The organism is Sedimentitalea arenosa, assembly GCF_016428585.1.
Classification (GTDB): domain Bacteria; phylum Pseudomonadota; class Alphaproteobacteria; order Rhodobacterales; family Rhodobacteraceae; genus Sedimentitalea; species Sedimentitalea arenosa.
The window spans coordinates 301145-317523 of sequence record NZ_JAELVR010000003.1 but is presented as its reverse complement, the minus strand read 5'-3'; the positions used below and the strand labels follow the sequence as shown (position 1 = coordinate 317523).

Annotated in this window: 15 protein-coding genes; 4 read left to right on the top strand and 11 right to left on the bottom strand. The window is 64.7% G+C overall.

Annotation, left to right across the window (positions count from 1 at the left end; all coding sequences use genetic code 11):
• The first annotated feature begins 101 nt into the window (after positions 1-101).
• Entirely contained in the window at positions 102-899 is a 798-nt protein-coding gene (locus JF290_RS06185) for an SDR family NAD(P)-dependent oxidoreductase (protein WP_199023889.1), read from the top strand.
• Here the strand turns inward: JF290_RS06185 and JF290_RS06180 are convergent.
• Positions 896-1648, bottom strand: coding sequence for an SDR family oxidoreductase (locus tag JF290_RS06180; protein ID WP_199023887.1), 753 nt, complete (start codon positions 1646-1648; stop codon positions 896-898). The two genes, JF290_RS06185 and JF290_RS06180, sit on opposite strands and share 4 nt — an antisense overlap.
• A 17-nt stretch (positions 1649-1665) precedes the next feature.
• Positions 1666-3060, bottom strand: a complete 1395-nt coding sequence (locus JF290_RS06175; RefSeq protein ID WP_199023886.1) for an amidase family protein — start codon at positions 3058-3060, stop codon at positions 1666-1668.
• A gap of 218 nt (positions 3061-3278) precedes the next feature.
• On the opposite strand from JF290_RS06175, the gene JF290_RS06170 reads away from it, so the two are divergent.
• Positions 3279-3794 carry a hypothetical protein gene (locus tag JF290_RS06170; protein WP_199023885.1) on the top strand — a complete coding sequence of 172 codons (516 nt, stop codon included), beginning with the start codon at positions 3279-3281 and terminating at the stop codon, positions 3792-3794.
• 37 nt (positions 3795-3831) lie between these two features.
• Here JF290_RS06170 and JF290_RS06165 read toward each other — a convergent pair whose 3' ends face one another.
• On the bottom strand, positions 3832-4179 hold the full coding sequence (locus tag JF290_RS06165; RefSeq protein WP_199023884.1) for a hypothetical protein: 348 nt from the start codon (positions 4177-4179) through the stop codon (positions 3832-3834).
• Between the two features lie 123 nt (positions 4180-4302).
• Here JF290_RS06165 and JF290_RS06160 point away from each other — a divergent pair, with 123 nt between their 5' ends.
• Positions 4303-5976, top strand: a complete 1674-nt coding sequence (locus JF290_RS06160) for a hypothetical protein (protein ID WP_199023883.1) — start codon at positions 4303-4305, stop codon at positions 5974-5976.
• Here JF290_RS06160 and JF290_RS06155 read toward each other — a convergent pair.
• From JF290_RS06155 to JF290_RS06120, 8 genes are all read right to left on the bottom strand, one after another.
• Complete coding sequence (locus JF290_RS06155; protein ID WP_199023882.1) at positions 5969-7192, bottom strand: NAD(P)/FAD-dependent oxidoreductase; 1224 nt, start codon at positions 7190-7192, stop codon at positions 5969-5971. The two genes, JF290_RS06160 and JF290_RS06155, sit on opposite strands and share 8 nt — an antisense overlap.
• On the bottom strand, positions 7192-8898 hold the full coding sequence (locus JF290_RS06150; protein ID WP_199023881.1) for a hydantoinase B/oxoprolinase family protein: 1707 nt from the start codon (positions 8896-8898) through the stop codon (positions 7192-7194). The genes JF290_RS06155 and JF290_RS06150 overlap by 1 nt, the downstream gene beginning before the upstream one ends.
• On the bottom strand, positions 8891-10981 hold the full coding sequence (locus JF290_RS06145; protein ID WP_199023880.1) for a hydantoinase/oxoprolinase family protein: 2091 nt from the start codon (positions 10979-10981) through the stop codon (positions 8891-8893). The genes JF290_RS06150 and JF290_RS06145 overlap by 8 nt, the downstream gene beginning before the upstream one ends.
• A 31-nt stretch (positions 10982-11012) precedes the next feature.
• Entirely contained in the window at positions 11013-11549 is a 537-nt protein-coding gene (locus JF290_RS06140; RefSeq protein WP_199024021.1) for a DUF2478 domain-containing protein, read from the bottom strand.
• Positions 11550-11663: 114 nt separating this feature from the next.
• On the bottom strand, positions 11664-12422 hold the full coding sequence (locus JF290_RS06135) for an SDR family NAD(P)-dependent oxidoreductase (protein WP_199023879.1): 759 nt from the start codon (positions 12420-12422) through the stop codon (positions 11664-11666).
• On the bottom strand, positions 12419-13351 hold the full coding sequence (locus tag JF290_RS06130; RefSeq protein WP_199023878.1) for an SDR family oxidoreductase: 933 nt from the start codon (positions 13349-13351) through the stop codon (positions 12419-12421). Before JF290_RS06130 ends, JF290_RS06135 begins: the two co-directional genes overlap by 4 nt.
• Positions 13348-14250 carry a bile acid:sodium symporter family protein gene (locus JF290_RS06125; protein WP_199023877.1) on the bottom strand — a complete coding sequence of 301 codons (903 nt, stop codon included), beginning with the start codon at positions 14248-14250 and terminating at the stop codon, positions 13348-13350. Before JF290_RS06125 ends, JF290_RS06130 begins: the two co-directional genes overlap by 4 nt.
• A complete protein-coding gene (locus JF290_RS06120) occupies positions 14247-15563 on the bottom strand; it encodes a flavin-containing monooxygenase (RefSeq protein WP_199023876.1) in 1317 nt (438 codons plus the stop codon). Before JF290_RS06120 ends, JF290_RS06125 begins: the two co-directional genes overlap by 4 nt.
• A 64-nt stretch (positions 15564-15627) precedes the next feature.
• Here JF290_RS06120 and JF290_RS06115 point away from each other — a divergent pair, with 64 nt between their 5' ends.
• Positions 15628-16341, top strand: coding sequence for a TetR/AcrR family transcriptional regulator (locus JF290_RS06115; RefSeq protein WP_199023875.1), 714 nt, complete (start codon positions 15628-15630; stop codon positions 16339-16341).
• Positions 16342-16379 lie beyond the last annotated feature (38 nt).

Genomic DNA, 16379 nt, shown 5'->3' with positions numbered 1-16379 from the left:
ACAGAGCCCACGGCAGGCCAATCCTTTCGCGCCGACAATAGCGGTTGCGCCCCCCCGCCCCGCGGTGCCACGCTGCGCCTGACGCAAGGAGGAGAGAACGGATGAGGGATCTGGAAGGACGCATCGCGCTGGTCACCGGGTCGGCCACCGGGTTGGGCCGGAGCATGGCGGTCAAGCTGGCCGAACGCGGTGCCGATGTCATCGTGAACTATGCCCGATCGGCGGCGGATGCAGAGGAAGCCGCTGATTTGTGCCGTGCCGCCGGAGCTCAGGTGCAGGTCGTTCAAGCCGACGTGGCCGATCCCGACGGCTGCCGGACTCTGGCCGAAGCCGCGGCGCAGCGTGGGCGGCTCGACATCCTGATCAACAATGCCGGCATCACCCGTCACGCGCGCGATCATTCCGATCTCAACGCCTTGTCCAAGGCCGATTTCATGGATATTTACGAGGTCAACGTGGTCGGCCCCTACCTGATGCTGCAGGCGACCAAACCACTGCTGGTGGCGGCACAGGTACAGACCGGGCGCGCCAGCGCGGTGCTCAACACCTCCTCGATCGCCGGGGTCATGGGGATCGGCTCCTCCGTGGCCTACGCCGCGTCAAAGGGCGCATTGAACACGATGACCCTGTCGCTGGCCCGAGCACTCGCACCGAAGATCCGCGTGAACGCGGTTTGCCCGGGTTTCATTGGCACGCGCTGGTTCAAGGACACGATGGACGAAGACGCGTTCGCCAAGACGCTGCAAGCGGTCGAGGCGAACACGCCGCTTGCAGCCGCATCGGGTCCGGATGATATCGCCGACGCGGCCTTGTTCTTCGTCTCCGACGCCGCACGCCACGTGACCGGAGAGCTGCTATTGGTGGATGCCGGACTGCATCTCGGCAAGGCGCGCGCCTAGCTGGCGTCGATCTCGTTGAACCCCCGGTAGAAGCGGTTCCAGGTGGGCGAGATGACGATTTCGTTCAGGCAGACATGTGGCGGCATTTCTGCGACGAAGCGTACGGTCTCGGCGAGGTCCTCGATCTGCAGCATCCGCGAGATGTCGGCCTGGGATGGCGGCTTCGGGCGCGATTTCAGGATGTCGGTCGCGACTTCTCCGGGCAGGATCGCGGTGGCGCGAATGCCGTTGCCGCCCTCCTCGAGATTGATCGTTTCGTTCAGCGCCAGCACAGCGCGCTTGGTCGCGTTATAGGCCGCGCCGGTCAGCGTTCCGACATAACGTCCTGCCCAGCTCGAGATCAGGATGATCAGCCCGCTTCCTGCGGCGCGCATACCCGGCAGAACCGCGTGGACCGGGTGGAACGTGCCGTTCAGGTTGACGTTGACCACCTTCTGCCATCCTTCGACCTGCAACACATCGAGCCCGCGATCCGGCACGTTCAGGCCCGCATTGGCCACCAGGATGTTCACTGTCCCGATACGTGCCGCCACTTCGGCCACGGCGGTGGCATCGGACACGTCGAGCGGTTCGGCACGCGCGACACCGCCCTCGGCCTCGATGCTCTCGACCATCTGCTGCAGCGCGTCGGTCCGACGGCCCGACAGGATGATTTCCGCACCGGACGCTGCCAGCGCGCGGGCGGCCCCTGCCCCGGTCCCCGTGCCGCCGCCGGTGATCCACGCGCGCTGTCCGTTCAATCTGCCCATGTCCGTGTCCTTCCTGTTCACAACGGGGTCGCCACAGTCGGCAAAACTCCGGCCCGTTCGATCGCCTCGCCCGCCGCCAGCAGCACATCTTCGCGATAGCGGCCGGCCACCAGCTGCACCCCGACAGGCGCCGTTCCGGACGCCCCCGTTGCCACCGATAGAGCCGGCAGCCCCAAGGCGGGCAGGCCGCGCTGGGTCAGTTGCGCTTCGTAAACCCGATCGAAATCAGCCTCGGAGCGGATATCGATCTGTTGCGCGAACGGCAGTTCTCCCGAGACCGGGCACAGAACCAGAGGTATATCCCGCAGGAACATTTCCCACTCGCGGATCAGTCCCGAACGCGCTTTGAGCGCCAGCATAACCCGGTCGAGATCGATTGCGCCCGCATGCCGCACCATCTGCGCGAAGACGAACTGCGATTCGGGCTCCGCCTCGCGATCGATCAGGTCACGCGCGGCGTAGCCGGTTTCCGCCATCCAGAGAACCGCGTTGATGTCGGCGGCGGCTCGCATCGGAGGGCAGGGTCGTTCGTCGACCTGCCAGCCTGCGTCGCGCAACCGCTCCGCCGCGTCGACGAGGGCCGCGGTCACTTCGGGCGCGACCGGCATGTCGTCCGGCGCAAGACACAGGGCCGCGCGGCGCGGCGCGCCGCCCTGATCCAGCGGTGCCGGCGTGTACCAGGGATCGCGCGCATCCGGCGCCATCATCGCGACCAGCGACAGGCGGATATCTTCGATCGTGCGGGCGATGGGGCCGGATACCGCCATGACCTGCGCACCGATGAAGCGGTCCCCGCCGGTGGCGTTGAAGGTCGGGACACGCCCCAAGCTGGGCCGCAACCCGTGCACGCCGCAGGCATAGGCCGGATAGCGTACGGACCCCGCGATATCCGTGCCCTGCCCCACGGCGCAGAGGCCGCTTGCCACCGCCGATGACGCCCCTCCTGATGAACCGCCAGGCGTGAGGCCGGAATCACGGGGGTTCAGCGTTTGTCCGTGCAGCGCGTTGTTGGTGAACCAGCGCAGCGAAAAGGCCGGTGTGTTTGTGCGCCCGACGATCACCGCCCCGGACCGCCTGAGATTGGCGACGACCGGGTTGTCCTCGTGCGCCACCAGGTCCCGCTGCAGACGGAGGCCGTTGGTCGTGGCGTGACCAGCCTGATCGACGTTCACCTTGGTGGTGACAGGAACGCCGCACAGCACGCCCGGATCCTTGCCAGAGGTGATCGCAGCATCGACCGCACGGGCCGCTGCAATCGCGGCGGCGGGGTCGTGCTGCACAATCGCGTTGACGGTCGGGTTCACCTGCGCCGCGCGGTCCAGATGCGCCTGCGTCACCTCGACTGCCGAAACCTCGCCCGACCGTACGGCTGCGGCGATCCGCGATGCGCTCCATTCCCAGATGTCAGCCATGTCTGTTTCCCCCTTTTTCACCGAGTGTGGGCGCATTGGTGCATCGGACGCAACGGCTTTTGCCGGCAAAACGGCATGGGTCAAAACACGTTTTGTGGTATCTCTCCCACAGCTTGCGCAATTCATTAATTTCTTCGGTGTATTCAGAGCGAAATACTGGCAAGGCTAGTCCAGTTTTGAAGTCATAGAACAAATCATGAACTAGTTTATGGTTCCGCATGCCTGAGCAGCACATCAGATCCCGTGGGATCGAACCTTTCGAAACCGAAGCAGGAGTTCCGTCCGTTGCCTTCGCTTTGACCGGGACAACCTCGACGCAGACGACCGCGTTCCGCGACCATCCGAACCAGGTGATCGAGAGCCAGATGGTGTTTCTCAACAGGGTCACGGTGACCGAAGGCGTGTGCCGAAATGCTGTCCTGACATCGGCGGATGATATGGTTCTCGGCGATGAATACCGCTTTCCGTTGGTCAGTCCAGGAACTGCCTGCGCGATCACGGTCGATGGGGTTGCGGCCACCATTCGCATGTTCGAACCCGTAGACGTCGGGCAGACGACCTTCGTTGCGCGGCGCACCCACGGGATGACGCTGGTCTCGGAGTTCGGCCACCTCCTGCAGGCGCAGCTCTTCGCCGAAGTCTCCGGCCGGACGTTTGTCGGATTGGACAACCGGATCGACACCCAACTCAGCTACACGCTGATCGATCTGTCACCCGTCGCCGAGGCTGGCTAGCTTCAACGCTTGTCCAGCACCTGCCGGCCCGGCAACGTCACCGATCCTTCAGGGCATGGAACGCGAGATAGCGCGCGTCCATCAGAATGCGGTGCAGTTCCGCAAGGTTCCGTTCCTCGGCATAGGCGGCCAAGTCCTGCAGCACATCCAGCACCCATTTGTGCGTGGCGAACGGCTCTTCGTGCGCCGCGTCAGGCGAGTCCAGCGAGCGCAGCAATTCGTCCATGCGCAGCTTTGCGACCCGCCTGCGTGAAAGCGTTCCGCGATCGTCAGCATGTGTCGGTCCCATCAGAATCTCCGCCAGCCGATAGAGTTCGTCTATCGCTTCAGGCCCGAGCGGGCTTGACCGTTCGGGCCCAGACCCGTTTTCATCCTTGTCAGACATTCATCTTTTCCCTCCGTTCCCGAAACGAAGGCGGCAAGTCGGGCTCGAAAACCAGCACGTGCACCGCATCGACAATTTCAACGACTTGAATTCAAAGAGAGATTTTCTCGTGACATCCGCAGCATGACCAAGCGTTCCACCTTCGCCGCCTCAGAACTCGCCGAATCCGATCTGGTCCGGATCAAGTCGACACTCAGGACAATCATCGCCTCGGGGCACTTGGGGCAGTCCGATCGCCGCGCGCGTCTTCTGGACTACCTGGTCGACCGGGAGTGTTCCGGAGAGGGCGGACGCATCAAGGCGTTCTCCATCGGCGTCGACGTGTTTGACAGGGATGCCTCGTTCGACCCGAATACCGACAGCATCGTGCGCACCGAAATGGCGCGGCTGCGCGACGGGTTGCGCCTGTTCTATGCCGAGAACGATTCTCCCGATCTCGTTCGAATCGAGATTCCCAAGGGCTCCTACCGGCCCCGGTTCCGATGCGCCCCGTCGCCGAGCGAGCGGGTACGGTCGCTTTGGCCGATTGCAGCCACCATTGCGGCGCTCGCGACGCTTGCGTTGCTGGGCTGGACAGTCCTGCGGCCCGCAACGGGGCCGTCGGCGGCAGCTCCGGTCGACGTCGTCCGGATATCGGTCCTCCCGTTCGCGGCCGAGGGCAACCACCCCGACCTCGACGAGATCGCTTTCGGGCTGTTCTCGGAGCTGACGATGGATCTGTCGGCCTATCCCTGGATCGCGGTGGTTTCCCCCATCCCCGAGGGCGTCGATGCCTCCGAAAGAGCCGATTTCGTGCTCGCAAACAGCCTCCTGTGGAAGGATGAGCGCCTGCTTACGAATTCACAGCTGCAATCGGCGGCGGACGGCCGGCTGATCTGGAGCAAGGCGCAGACGGTCGCCACCGACGTGGCCGCGATCGAGGACGTGCAGAACCAGATCACCAGCGGTATCGCCGCCAGCCTTGGGTCGGTTCAGGGGTTTTCCGAGGATCTCGTACGCTTGCGCAACGCCCGCAATTCCGAAGCTGATCTGGATGCGTTCCTGTGTTTCCTGGGCGTCTATCACTATGTCGCAGTGCCAACAGACGACGAACATCGCGCGTTGCGGACCTGTCTCGAACGCGTGACGCGTGATTTTCCCGACTATGGCGAGGCATGGGCGGCGCTGGGATTCATCTACATGGACGAAGGGCGGTTCGGACGCAATCCACGGCCGGGCGCCGACCCCTGGGCCGATGCGCGCGGTGCCGTCGAACGGGGTTTGGCGTTGGCCCCGCTGCGAGAGCCGACACTGCAGGCGGCGCTGATCCTCGCCATCGAAGCGCCCGAACGCGATCTCGAAGCCGCGCGGACGCACGCGCAGAAACTCTATGACCTGTTTCCTCGCCATCCTGCCACGCTGGTGCTGATCGGCTCGCGCCTGGCCACCTTCGCCGGCCGCTGGGAGGAGGGTCTGGCGCTTGTCCGGCAGGCACAGGCGTTGGAGCACGATCCGCCGAGCGTGTTCTTTCTGACCGAAGCTTACTTCGCCGCGATGGGCACAGACGACGCGAAGCTGGCCCGCGCGACGGAGCCACTGACAAGCCGGAATTCGGTGCCGGAACTTCTGTTGACCTACCTGTCCACCGCTGCAACAGGACGAGATGAGGACGCCGAAGCTCTTCGTCTTGCCCTCGGCAACGCAGGTTTTCAGAGCGACGACGATCTTGCCGGTTTCGTCCTGAACCGCCGATATGACCCAACGCTCGAAGCACGCCTGCTCGAACGGCTCGGCGCCGCGTCCACCACCTTCAGATGATCGCCGTTTCCGCGAAAGCGCGCCCCTGCTCGATCCGCTCGAACTGCAGCGGGGTCATGTCGAGGTTGCGATAGCCGCCATAGGTGAGCCATTCCGCCGTGGCCCGCCCCATCGCGGGCGACTGCTGCAGGCCGTGACCCGAGAAACCGTTCAGAAACAGAAAGTTGGAAACCCGCGTGTGCGGGCCGACGATGGCGTTGTGATCGAGCGTATTGTAGTCGTAGTGACCCGCCCACTCGGTGATCACGCGGATCGCCTCGAATTGGGGAATGCGCGTGGCGATGGTCGGCCAAATGTGATCCTGCCACAGCGCGTGATCCATCGCGAAATCCTCGGGGTCGACCGGTGGATCCAGATCGGCATGCCCTCCGGCCAGATAGGTCGTCGGACCGTCCTGACGCATGTGTACGCCGCTCGGATCAATGGTCAGGGGCAGGTCACGATCCAGAGGTGTCACTGCGGTGAAGATCCAAGTGAACCGTTTGCGGGGCTCGACGGGAATCTCGATTCCCGCCATCGCGGCCGTGCGCGCACCACGGGGACCGGACGCATTGACCACATTGCCACAGGCGATGGTTTCGCCGGATTTCAGGGTGACGGATTCGACCTTGGTGCCGGCCGCGTTCCTTGTCATCGCAACGACCTCGTTCGCGACATACTCGACGCCACGTTCCCGCGCCTGGCGTCGCCACCAATCGAACACCGTGCCGCCGTCCCAATAGCCCTCATCGACGGTATTGATGCTGCCCAGAACGATATCGTCGAGCGCATAGAAAGGATAAGCGGCGGCGATTTCGTCGGGCGTCAACAGGCGCGTTGCCGCCCCGGCCGCGCGCTGCACGGCCAGGTTGGCCCGCAGCACATCGGCAAAGCGCTCAGTGTCGGCGAGATACATGTAGCCATAGCTCTGGATCGACAAGTCCGGCACGCGCGGGTCACCGCCCAGCCTGTCGCGGAAGTTGTGGATGAAATCGGCGGCGAATTGCGAGATCCGGACATTCAGGGCGCTGCTGAACTGCTGCCTTATGCAGGAATTGGTGTGCGCCGTGGCCGATTGGGCATAGCTGGGGTCGCGTTCCACCACCAGGACCGAACCATCGAAATCCGGGTTGTCCGACAGGAACCACGCGGTGGACGACCCCAGCATGGCGCCGCCGACGATCACCACGTCATAAGTCGATCGCGCGGGCGTCGCGCTCCATCCGGCCGGCGCCATCAGAATTCCTCACCGAGCGCCGCGCGGCGTTGTATGTCCTGCACCTCGTCGGGCGCCAATCCATAGACCGTCTGCGCCGCCTCGGCCGAGATGTATCCGAGCGCGAGGTCGCGTGCGATCTGCGCATGGTCTCTGTCACCGGGCCCGCCGTATCCGGCACCGCCCGGAAAGGCCATCATCACCCGCCGCCCATGCGGCACGAACTGCTTGCCCTTGCCTCGCATCGCAGTGCCGTCATCCTGTGCGATGGTCGTCGCCCCTCCGGCCTGACCGCCACGCCGCCCCCGCGCCGGGTGATCGACCCTGTCGAACATGGCCTGGATATCGAACTCGTAGCCTTCGCGCGCGCCAACCTCCATGTATTGTCCAAGCCCCCCGCGATAGCGGCCCGCGCCACCACTGTCGGGCCTCAGTTCCTTGCGCCAAATGATGACCGGGCCAACCTGCTCGGTCGCCTCGACCGGCATGGTCATCACACCCGAGGGAAAGGCCGTGGCGTTCATCCCGTCCAGCGTCGGCCGGGCGCCCGACCCGCCGGAATTGAAGGTCAGCACCTCGGCGCGCCGCGCCTCGGGCGGGGCCGGAGCATCGCTGCGCGGTCTGAGCGAGACCTGAAAGTTGCACAGACACCCCGCGCCTTCGGCGGGAACCGTGTCGGGCAGCAGCTTGTCGAGCGCGTCATAGACCGTATCGGGGATCATGTGCCCGATCACGTGGCGCAGCGCGACCGGGGCCGGGTGCACCGCATTCACGATCGACCCTTCGGGTGCGACCACACGGAACGGTGCAAGCGAGCCCGCATTGTTCGGTATATCCGGCGCGATCGCGCATTTCAGCGCGTAGCACGCATAGGCCTTGGTATAGACCAGCGGCACGTTGATACCCTTGCGGTCCACGCCCGAGGTCCCGGCGAAGTCGCAGAGGATGTGATCGCCCGCAAGCGTCAGGTGCACTTTCAGATCGACCGGGTGGCTGTAGCCGTCGATCCGCATCTCGCCAGACGCCTCGGCGCGCGGCAGGTCGCCGATCCGCGCCAGCGTGGCCGCGCGCGAGTGCGACAGGATGAAGTCCGCGACCTCTTCGAGATCATCGAGGCCGAATTCCTGCATCATGTCGATCAAACGGCGGTGACCGATCTCGTTGCAGGTCGCCAGAGCGTAGATATCCCCGACCAGTTGGTCGGGTTCGCGCACGTTGCCGCGAATGATCCGCAGCAGGGTGTGGTCAACCTCTCTCCGGTCGGCGAACTTCATGATCGGGATGTAGAGACCTTCTTCGTAGACCGAGTTCGAATCCGCCCCGAAACCGCGCCCGCCGATATCGACGATATGCGCTGTACAGGCGAAGAATCCGACGAAGCGCCCGTCGCGGAACGAGGGCGTCACGACCGTGATGTCGTGCAGGTGCCCGGTGCCTTCCCACGGGTCGTTGGTGATGTAGACATCGCCCTCGTGAATATTGTCACGGCCGATGCGGCGGATGAAATGGGCGACCGCGTCAGCCATCGCGTTGACATGGCCCGGTGTTCCGGTGACGGCCTGGGCCAGCATCCGACCCCCCTGGTCATAGACCCCGGCTGACAGGTCGCCCGCCTCGCGCACGCTGGTCGAGAAAGCCGTGCGCACCAACGCCTGCGCCTGTTCCTCGACCACGGAAATCAGCCGGTTCCACATCACCTGAAAGGCGACCCGCGACAGTTCAGCCATCTCGGGCCTCCGTGGTGTGAACGTCGATGCATCCATCAGACAACGCCCGCGCATCCCGGTTCGATGGAACGACAATTGTGGTTTCCGCTTCCGTGATGACCGCAGGCCCAGCGACCGTTCGGCCAGTTGCGACCGACTCGCGCGGATGAACACCCGCATCGACCGCCCTACCCTGTGCCGGGTCGAACACCGAGCGCGTCTTCCCGGGGTCCAACGATCCGACATCGTCGGCCGCACCGACCGGCGTCACCTCCGGCAGGCGGGTGAATGCGTTGACCGACCAGACCGTGATCTCGGCTTCCATGCCCTCGACCGAGCGGCCAAACAGGCGAACATACTCATCTTGAAACAGGCCGAGGATTTCCGCCGCATCGGCGGACGCCGCCTGCGCCGGGGTCAACGGCACCGGGATCTCCCATCCCTGCCCGGCATAGCGCATGTAGAGCTTGTAGTCCGACAGGATCTCGGCGGCCTCGTCGCAGGAACGGACGAAAATACGCGCCTCGTTCTCAAGTTCCGCGAACAAAGCCCGCGCCGCGTCTGGATCGAAGCCGGACAGTGTCATGAACAGGCTGCGGTTGGCCTCGAAACTGAAGGGCGCACGCAGGAACCCGATGGCCGAGCCGACACCGGCACCCGGCGGGACGAGGCAACGATCGACTCCCAGCTTGTCGCAGAGCCGGGCGGCGTGCAGCGGCGCAGCGCCGCCGAAGGCGATCATCGTGTAGCTCGACAGATCCTCGCCGTTCTCCACAGCGTGGACCCGTGCGGCGTTGGCCATGTTCTCGTCGACCACCTCCGCCAGGCCCCAGGCGGCCTCGGTTGTTTCCATGCCGAGAGGTGTACCCAATTCGGCCTCGATCGCCGCGCGCGAAGCATCGGCATCCAGCCGGATCGAGCCGCCAGCAAAATTGTCGGGGTCGAGCTTGCCCAGAACGAGGTCGGCGTCGGTCACGGCCGGGCGGGCGCCGCCGCGCCCGTAGCAGGCGGGCCCCGGTTCGGACCCCGCGCTTTCCGGCCCAACCCGGATCTGGTTCATCGCGTCCACATGGGCCAGTGACCCGCCGCCCGCGCCGATCTCGACCATGTCGATCACAGGGATCGAGATCGGCATCCCCGACCCCTTCTTGAAGCGATAGGACCGGGCGACCTCGAACACGCGGCTGGTCTTGGGTGTGTGCCCCCGGATCAGGCAGATCTTGGCCGTCGTGCCGCCCATATCGAAAGACAGAACCTTGTCGAGCCCGTGCCGCGCCGCGATGTCAGCGGCGAAGACCGCGCCGCCCGCAGGGCCGGATTCGACCAGCCGCACGGGAAACTCGGCGGCGCTCTCAAGCGAGATGATGCCACCACCGGAATGCATCAGGAAGACCGGACAATCGACGCCCTCCTCCGAGAGACGCCCCTTCAGCCGGCCGAGGTAGCTCTTCATCAGCGGCTTGATATAGGCGTTGGCGATGGTCGTGTTGAAGCGTTCGTATTCCCGCATCTGGGGCGAGACCTCGCAGGAGAGCGAGACCATTACACCCGGCAGATGCTCGGCGAAGACGTCGCGCACCATCCGCTCGTGGGCGTCATTCACATAGGAGTGCAGAAGCCCCACCGCGACGCTTTCATAGCTGCCCGCGCGCAGGGTATCGGCCAGGGCGACCACCTCGTCCCGTTCCAGCGGAATCAGCACGTTGCCCTGCGCGCCCATGCGCTCTCGCAGCACATGACGGCGGTTCCGCGGCAGCAGCGGCTCGGGCAGCACGAGGTTGAGGTCGTATTGCTCGAACCGGGACTCGGTACGCATCTCGATCACGTCGCGGAAGCCCTCGGTCGTGACCAGCGCGGTACGCGCGCCGCGCCGTTCGATCAGCGCGTTGGTGGCGAGGGTGGTGCCGTGAATGATCTGGCCGATCGCCCCCGGTGCCACGCCAGCCTTGTCGCAGACTTGGTGCAGACCCTGAACGATCGCGTCCTCGGGCGCGCCGTAGGTGGTCAATACCTTGGTAGAAAAGAGCTCTCCCCCGACATCGAGCACCACGTCCGTGAAGGTGCCGCCGATATCCACACCGAGTCGGGTCGCCTGTTGGGTCATCTTGTCCTCTTCCGATCCGTCCGCATGCGGATCAACTGGCAGCCCGGTCGGCCAACCTGCCCTGTGCCAGCGCCCAATCCACGAGCGCCGCGACATCGTTGGGCAGATGCGTGGCGAACTCTCCCACGAATTCGAGAAACGCCGCCGTGTTGCCACGATTGACCGAGGTCAGGACCGGGATGCCCGCCATCATCGCCTCACCGATCAGGGGGCGAAATCCGCGCCCCTCGGCTTCGTGCTTGCCGAATTTGTTGACGATCAGCAGCTCGGGTTTCGCCTCGCCTTTCCCCGCGAGGCTCTCGGCGACCAGACCGACCGCCTGTTCCAGCGCCATCGGGTCGAGCCGGCAGCCGCGCGAGCCAGCGCCCAGCGACTGCGAGATCCGGATCAACGGGCCGTCGGGCAGCACCTGCACGTCCATGTCACACAACGCGCTGTCGCCGCATTGCGTGTTGGATTGCACAACCCCGGCCAGCCGCGCACCGCGCGCCGCCAGTTGCGTTGCGACCCGCGTCAGGATGCGGTCGGTTTCGCCGCGTTCCGGTGTGTCGATATATCCAAGCGTCATGCTCCGCGCGCCTCCCAATCCCGCGCCGGCATGGCCGGCAGCAGCAAGCGTTACGGCAGCATTGGTGGCGCATTCCGCGGACATGGGCAAGGGCAAGCGCACCGGCGCACCCTGTCAGCCCTTGCGGATCTTGCGGTCCATCGCAAACTGGAACAGCCGGGGCGACACACAGTTCAGCCACCAACCCATGCGCGCGATGCGGCCGACCGGAATCATCGGCACACCGCGCGAGACCCCGCGCAGGATCTCGGCGGCAGCGGCCTCGGGCGTCATCACGTCGATGCCGTCGGTGGCCGAACCGGGCCGCGAGATGCCGTCTTTCCGCGTCTCGGCACGGCCGGTATTGGTGGCCACGAAAGAGGGCGCTGCGATCTGGCAGCGCACTCCGTATGGCGCCTCTTCCGAGCGCAGCGACTTGAACAGCCCCTCAAGCGCATGCTTGGACGCGGCATAGGCGGTGCGGTGATATAACGGCGCAAACCCGGCGACCGAGGAGATCGCCAGATGCGTGCCGCGTGCCCGGCGCACCGGCTCCAGCATCGCCCGCGCCAGAGCGGCCGCCGAGAAATAGTTGATCTCGAACACCTTGCGGTGGGTCTGCTCGGTCAGTTCGTCGAACGGACCGATCTGGGTCACGCCAGCATTGTAGATGACGAGGTCGATCGCAGGATGCGCGTCCAGAATTTGCGCAACCGCCGCATCAAGCTGACCCGAATCGGTCAGATCGCAGGCGACGGGATGCTGCTTCGCGGTTGTCTCAACCCCCGTCACGTCGATGTCGAGCAGGATCGTGCACCATCCCTGCGCCTGCAACGAAGCGGCCAGCGCGCGGCCAAGCCCGCCCGCGCCCCCCGTGATGACCGCCGTCTTCACAGCCCCGCCGCCTTCGCCCAGAGCGCGAAGACCTCGGCGCTGGTCTTTTCCGGCACATAGCCGAAACGGCTCTTCAGCGCATCGTTCGCCAGCACCGGGCGGTACTGAAGAAACCTGACCTGTTCAGGGCCATAGCGGCTGATCCCAAGCGGTTTCGCCACCGCCAGCGCCGCCTTGAGCACTGCGGCAGGCAGGCGGAGCACCGGCTTGCCGAGCGCCGCGGCGAGATCGCTGACACCCATTGCGCCATCGCCCGCGACGTTGAAGATCCCGACCGGACCGTCAGTCGCGGCACGCAACAGGATCCGCGCCAGGTCTTCGGTCCAGATGAAGACGAAAGGGCTTTCGCTGCCCTGCACCGCCAGCAGACGCGGCTTGTGAAACAGCGCCGTGATCTGGTTCTCGGTGCCAGCACCCAACACGGTCCCGACACGCAGGACGACCTGCTCCAGCTGGGGAGCGTTCCGGCGCGCGTCGGCCAGCATCTCTTCGACCAGCCGCTTGTGGTGGGCATAGGGAAACGCCTCGTTTCCGCGCAGCGGATCGCTCTCTCGCAGCGGAACCGGGTTGTCCGGATGGTAGCCATAGGCCGCGCCGGACGACGAGACCACGATCCGCCGCACGCCGGTCGCGATGGCCGCATCCAGCACGTTTCGCGTGCCGGTCACGTCGACCGCATAGGCCGTTTCGCGGCTCATGCCCTTGGGCGGCGACACGATCGACGCGAGATGCACGATGACCTCCGGGGCGTGCTCGGCGATCACCCGCGCAGGGTCGCCGCCGGTCACATCCATGCGCGCGAAGCGCACTGACTCCGGCAGATCAGGCGGCGGTGCGAGATCGGTGGCAATCACCTCGTGACCCGTCAGGTGCTGCAGCAAGCGCCGACCGATCATGCCCGCCGCGCCGGTTACAAGAATACGTGTCATCGTGCGGCCTCTCTCCGGTTCATGATGGCGGCCAGTCCCAGCCCGGAAATCGCGTGCCAGATTCCCCAGAAGGCCGCGACGACCGCCATGCCGCCCAGCCCGTTGAAAAAGCCGAAGATCAGCACGAGACCCAGACCCGAATTCTGGATGCCGGTTTCGATGGTGATCGCGCGGCGGTCGAACTCGGACAGGCGCGCCAGGCTTGCGCAGCCGAAACCGCCCGCCAAGGCAAGTGTGTTGTGAAGGATCACCAGCAATGCGACGGCACCCGCGAATTGCAAGAAGAAGGCCCAGTTCGCCGCCAGCGCCAGCACGACAAAGGCGATGAAGATCCCGAACGATATCAACTGAAGCGGCTTGCGAATGCGGTCAGCCAGGTCAGGTCGGCGCGTGTTGAGCGTGATACCGACGATCAGCGGCAGGATCAGCATGAAACCGACGGTGATCGCGACCGAGACCGGATCGATGGCGGTCTGGCGCAGGATGTCGCGGCTCGGCCCGTAGAGACTGCCCCAGAACGCGATGTTGAGCGGCGTGATCAGGATCGCGCCGACCGTCGCGAAGGCCGTCATCGACACGGACAAGGCCGTATTGCCCCCGGCACGATGGGTGATGAAATTGGATATGTTGCCGCCGGGGCACGCCGCGACGAGGATCAGACCCAGCGCGATGGATGCGCGCGGCTCGGTCACCCAGACCAGTGCGAACGTGAGCGCCGGCAGCACAAGAAATTGCGAGATCAACCCCACGATCAGCGGTTTGGGCGCATGGATCAGCCGCTGGAAATCTCGCGGCGTCAGGTCGATGGCGACCGAGAACATGACGATCGCGAGGATCGCGTTCAGCAGCATCAACGACCCCGGAGTGAAATTCAGGATCGCCTCGTCGATCCCGGTCATGCGCTCTGTCCACCGAGCGCCCGAATCCACGCATTGACCGAACGACGATAGGTGGTCTTGTCGACGTAGTAGGCCATGCGGGCGAGCTTGAGATAGTTCATGCCACCGGTCGCCCGGTCATAGCCGTCGGCCTTTTCGGCCTGCAGAAGGCGCGCAGCATTGTCACCCAGCCGCAGCCGCGCGATGTAGCGGGCGACCATCTCGGCCTGTTCATGGCGGCCCTGCCAGCCAAGCCCTGTGGCCTCGACCATGCCCAGAACGAAAAGGTCGTCGCGCGCCGGATGCATGGCGTTGAGGAACAGGTGCGGCGCGTCGCCCTGCCAGTTCAGCAGATTGTCGTCGATGAACGGATAGTGCAGCTTGTAGCCCGTAGCCGCGAGGATCATATCATATTCACCCTGCGTGCCGTCGGTGAAGTGCACCGTGTTCCCGTCGAGCCGGTCGATATCCGCGCGCACCTTCAGGTCGCCATGTCCCGCGTGGTACAGGACCAGCGAGTTCACCACCGGGTGGCTTTCGTACATCGCGTAATCCGGCTTGGGAAACCCGTATTTCTGCGCGTTGCCGGTGAACCAGCCCAGAATCGTCTTGTCGATCCGCCGCTTCAACCACATCGGCAGCTTGATCGCGCCGCCGACCGTGTCCGCCGGCTTTCCGAAGACATATTTCGGCACGAAGTAATAGCCGCGCCGCATCGACAACTCGCAACTCTCGCCATGATGAATCGCATCGACCGCGATGTCGCAGCCGGAATTGCCAGCACCTACGATCAGCACCCGCTTGCCAGCAAACTGCTCGCCACGGCGATACTGCGAGGCGTGGATCAACTCGCCGGCAAAATCGCCTTCAAAGCGCGGCATGTTGGGCTCGGACAGGGTACCATTGGCGATCATCACCCCGGCGAAGTCCGCGCTATGCTCGCCGTCCAAATCGCGCCAGGTGACGCGCCAGCCGTCGCCGCTTTGCCCCAGCGGCTCGGTGCGCAGCACCTCGGCACCGAAGCGATAGTGCCGGCGCAGATCGAAATGATCGGCGAAATCGCGGAAGTACTGGCGCATCTCCCGGTGCGACGGGTATTCGGCGACCTCGTCCTTCATCGGGAAATCCGCGAATTCGGTCATTCGCTTGGACGAGATCAGGTGCGCACTCTCGTACATTGTCGACTTGGGTCCGTCGATGTCCCACAGGCCACCGACATCGGAATGAACTTCAAAGCCCTGGAACTCGACACCCTGCTCAAGAAGGGTCTTGGCCGCCGCAAGGCCCATCGGGCCAGCCCCGATCAGGGCAAACTGGTTACGTGTGTCTGGCATATCCGCCTCAAGATTGAATCTTCGCTAACTTGAACAAATGTTCAATTTAAGGCAAGCTGATTTTATGAGTGAAAGAGTAACCTTTGAAAAACAACGGCAAAGGGCGCCTTCCAAGCGATCTCTGCGGTCACGGTCGCGAATCCTTGACGCAGCGGAAAGGGTTTTCGCGGACCGGGGCTTCGACGGAGCCACGGTCCGGGATATCGCCGCAGCCGCGGATACGCAGGTCGGGCTGGTGCATCATCACGGCGGCGGCAAGGCCGAGCTTTTCGCGCAAACGGTTCAGCGACGGGCGGATGAATTGTCGGATCTCCGCCTGCGGGAACTGGCCGCGCGAAAGGCGGCCGGTCCACTGGACCTCGAGGCGTTGATCGAGTGCTTCTTCGGCCCCTATCTCGACAAGGCCGAGAACGGCGGCGACCAATGGCTGGCCTATGCGCGGCTCGTGGCGCATGTCTCGGCCGATACGCGCTGGCGCGAGTTGGCGGCCCAATGCTTCGATCCGACAGCCCAACGGTTCATTGACGAGATCGCGCGGCTTTATCCCCAGACGCCGCGGTCTGCCATCGCATCAGGCTTCGTCTATTCGGTGTCCGCCATGCTGGGGTTGCTGACATCTGCTTGGCGGATTCGGGCGCTGGGTGCCGAGGACAGCCTGTCTGGCAACCGCCAGAGTCTGATCGCTTTTTGCGTGGCGGGTCTGGACGCCTGTCTGTCAGGCCGGCTCGCGGCCAACGTGTCCGAAACCTCGACCGGACAACACGTCGAAACGTCATAGCCGCTCGAACAGGACCATTGCGGCATTCGCCATGGACG

Bases quoted from the DNA above. Each gene is read 5' to 3' on its own strand.
- JF290_RS06125 (WP_199023877.1), bottom strand. From the start codon at position 14,250: ATGACCGGGATCGACGAGGCGATCCTGAATTTCACTCCGGGGTCGTTG.
- JF290_RS06115 (WP_199023875.1), top strand. From the start codon at position 15,628: ATGAGTGAAAGAGTAACCTTTGAAAAACAACGGCAAAGGGCGCCTTCC.
- JF290_RS06160 (WP_199023883.1), top strand. From the start codon at position 4,303: ATGACCAAGCGTTCCACCTTCGCCGCCTCAGAACTCGCCGAATCCGAT.
- JF290_RS06130 (WP_199023878.1), bottom strand. From the start codon at position 13,351: ATGACACGTATTCTTGTAACCGGCGCGGCGGGCATGATCGGTCGGCGC.
- JF290_RS06140 (WP_199024021.1), bottom strand. From the start codon at position 11,549: ATGACGCTTGGATATATCGACACACCGGAACGCGGCGAAACCGACCGC.
- JF290_RS06170 (WP_199023885.1), top strand. From the start codon at position 3,279: ATGCCTGAGCAGCACATCAGATCCCGTGGGATCGAACCTTTCGAAACC.
- JF290_RS06120 (WP_199023876.1), bottom strand. From the start codon at position 15,563: ATGCCAGACACACGTAACCAGTTTGCCCTGATCGGGGCTGGCCCGATG.
- JF290_RS06180 (WP_199023887.1), bottom strand. From the start codon at position 1,648: ATGGGCAGATTGAACGGACAGCGCGCGTGGATCACCGGCGGCGGCACG.
- JF290_RS06165 (WP_199023884.1), bottom strand. From the start codon at position 4,179: ATGTCTGACAAGGATGAAAACGGGTCTGGGCCCGAACGGTCAAGCCCG.
- JF290_RS06145 (WP_199023880.1), bottom strand. From the start codon at position 10,981: ATGACCCAACAGGCGACCCGACTCGGTGTGGATATCGGCGGCACCTTC.
- JF290_RS06150 (WP_199023881.1), bottom strand. From the start codon at position 8,898: ATGGCTGAACTGTCGCGGGTCGCCTTTCAGGTGATGTGGAACCGGCTG.
- JF290_RS06155 (WP_199023882.1), bottom strand. From the start codon at position 7,192: ATGGCGCCGGCCGGATGGAGCGCGACGCCCGCGCGATCGACTTATGAC.
- JF290_RS06185 (WP_199023889.1), top strand. From the start codon at position 102: ATGAGGGATCTGGAAGGACGCATCGCGCTGGTCACCGGGTCGGCCACC.
- JF290_RS06175 (WP_199023886.1), bottom strand. From the start codon at position 3,060: ATGGCTGACATCTGGGAATGGAGCGCATCGCGGATCGCCGCAGCCGTA.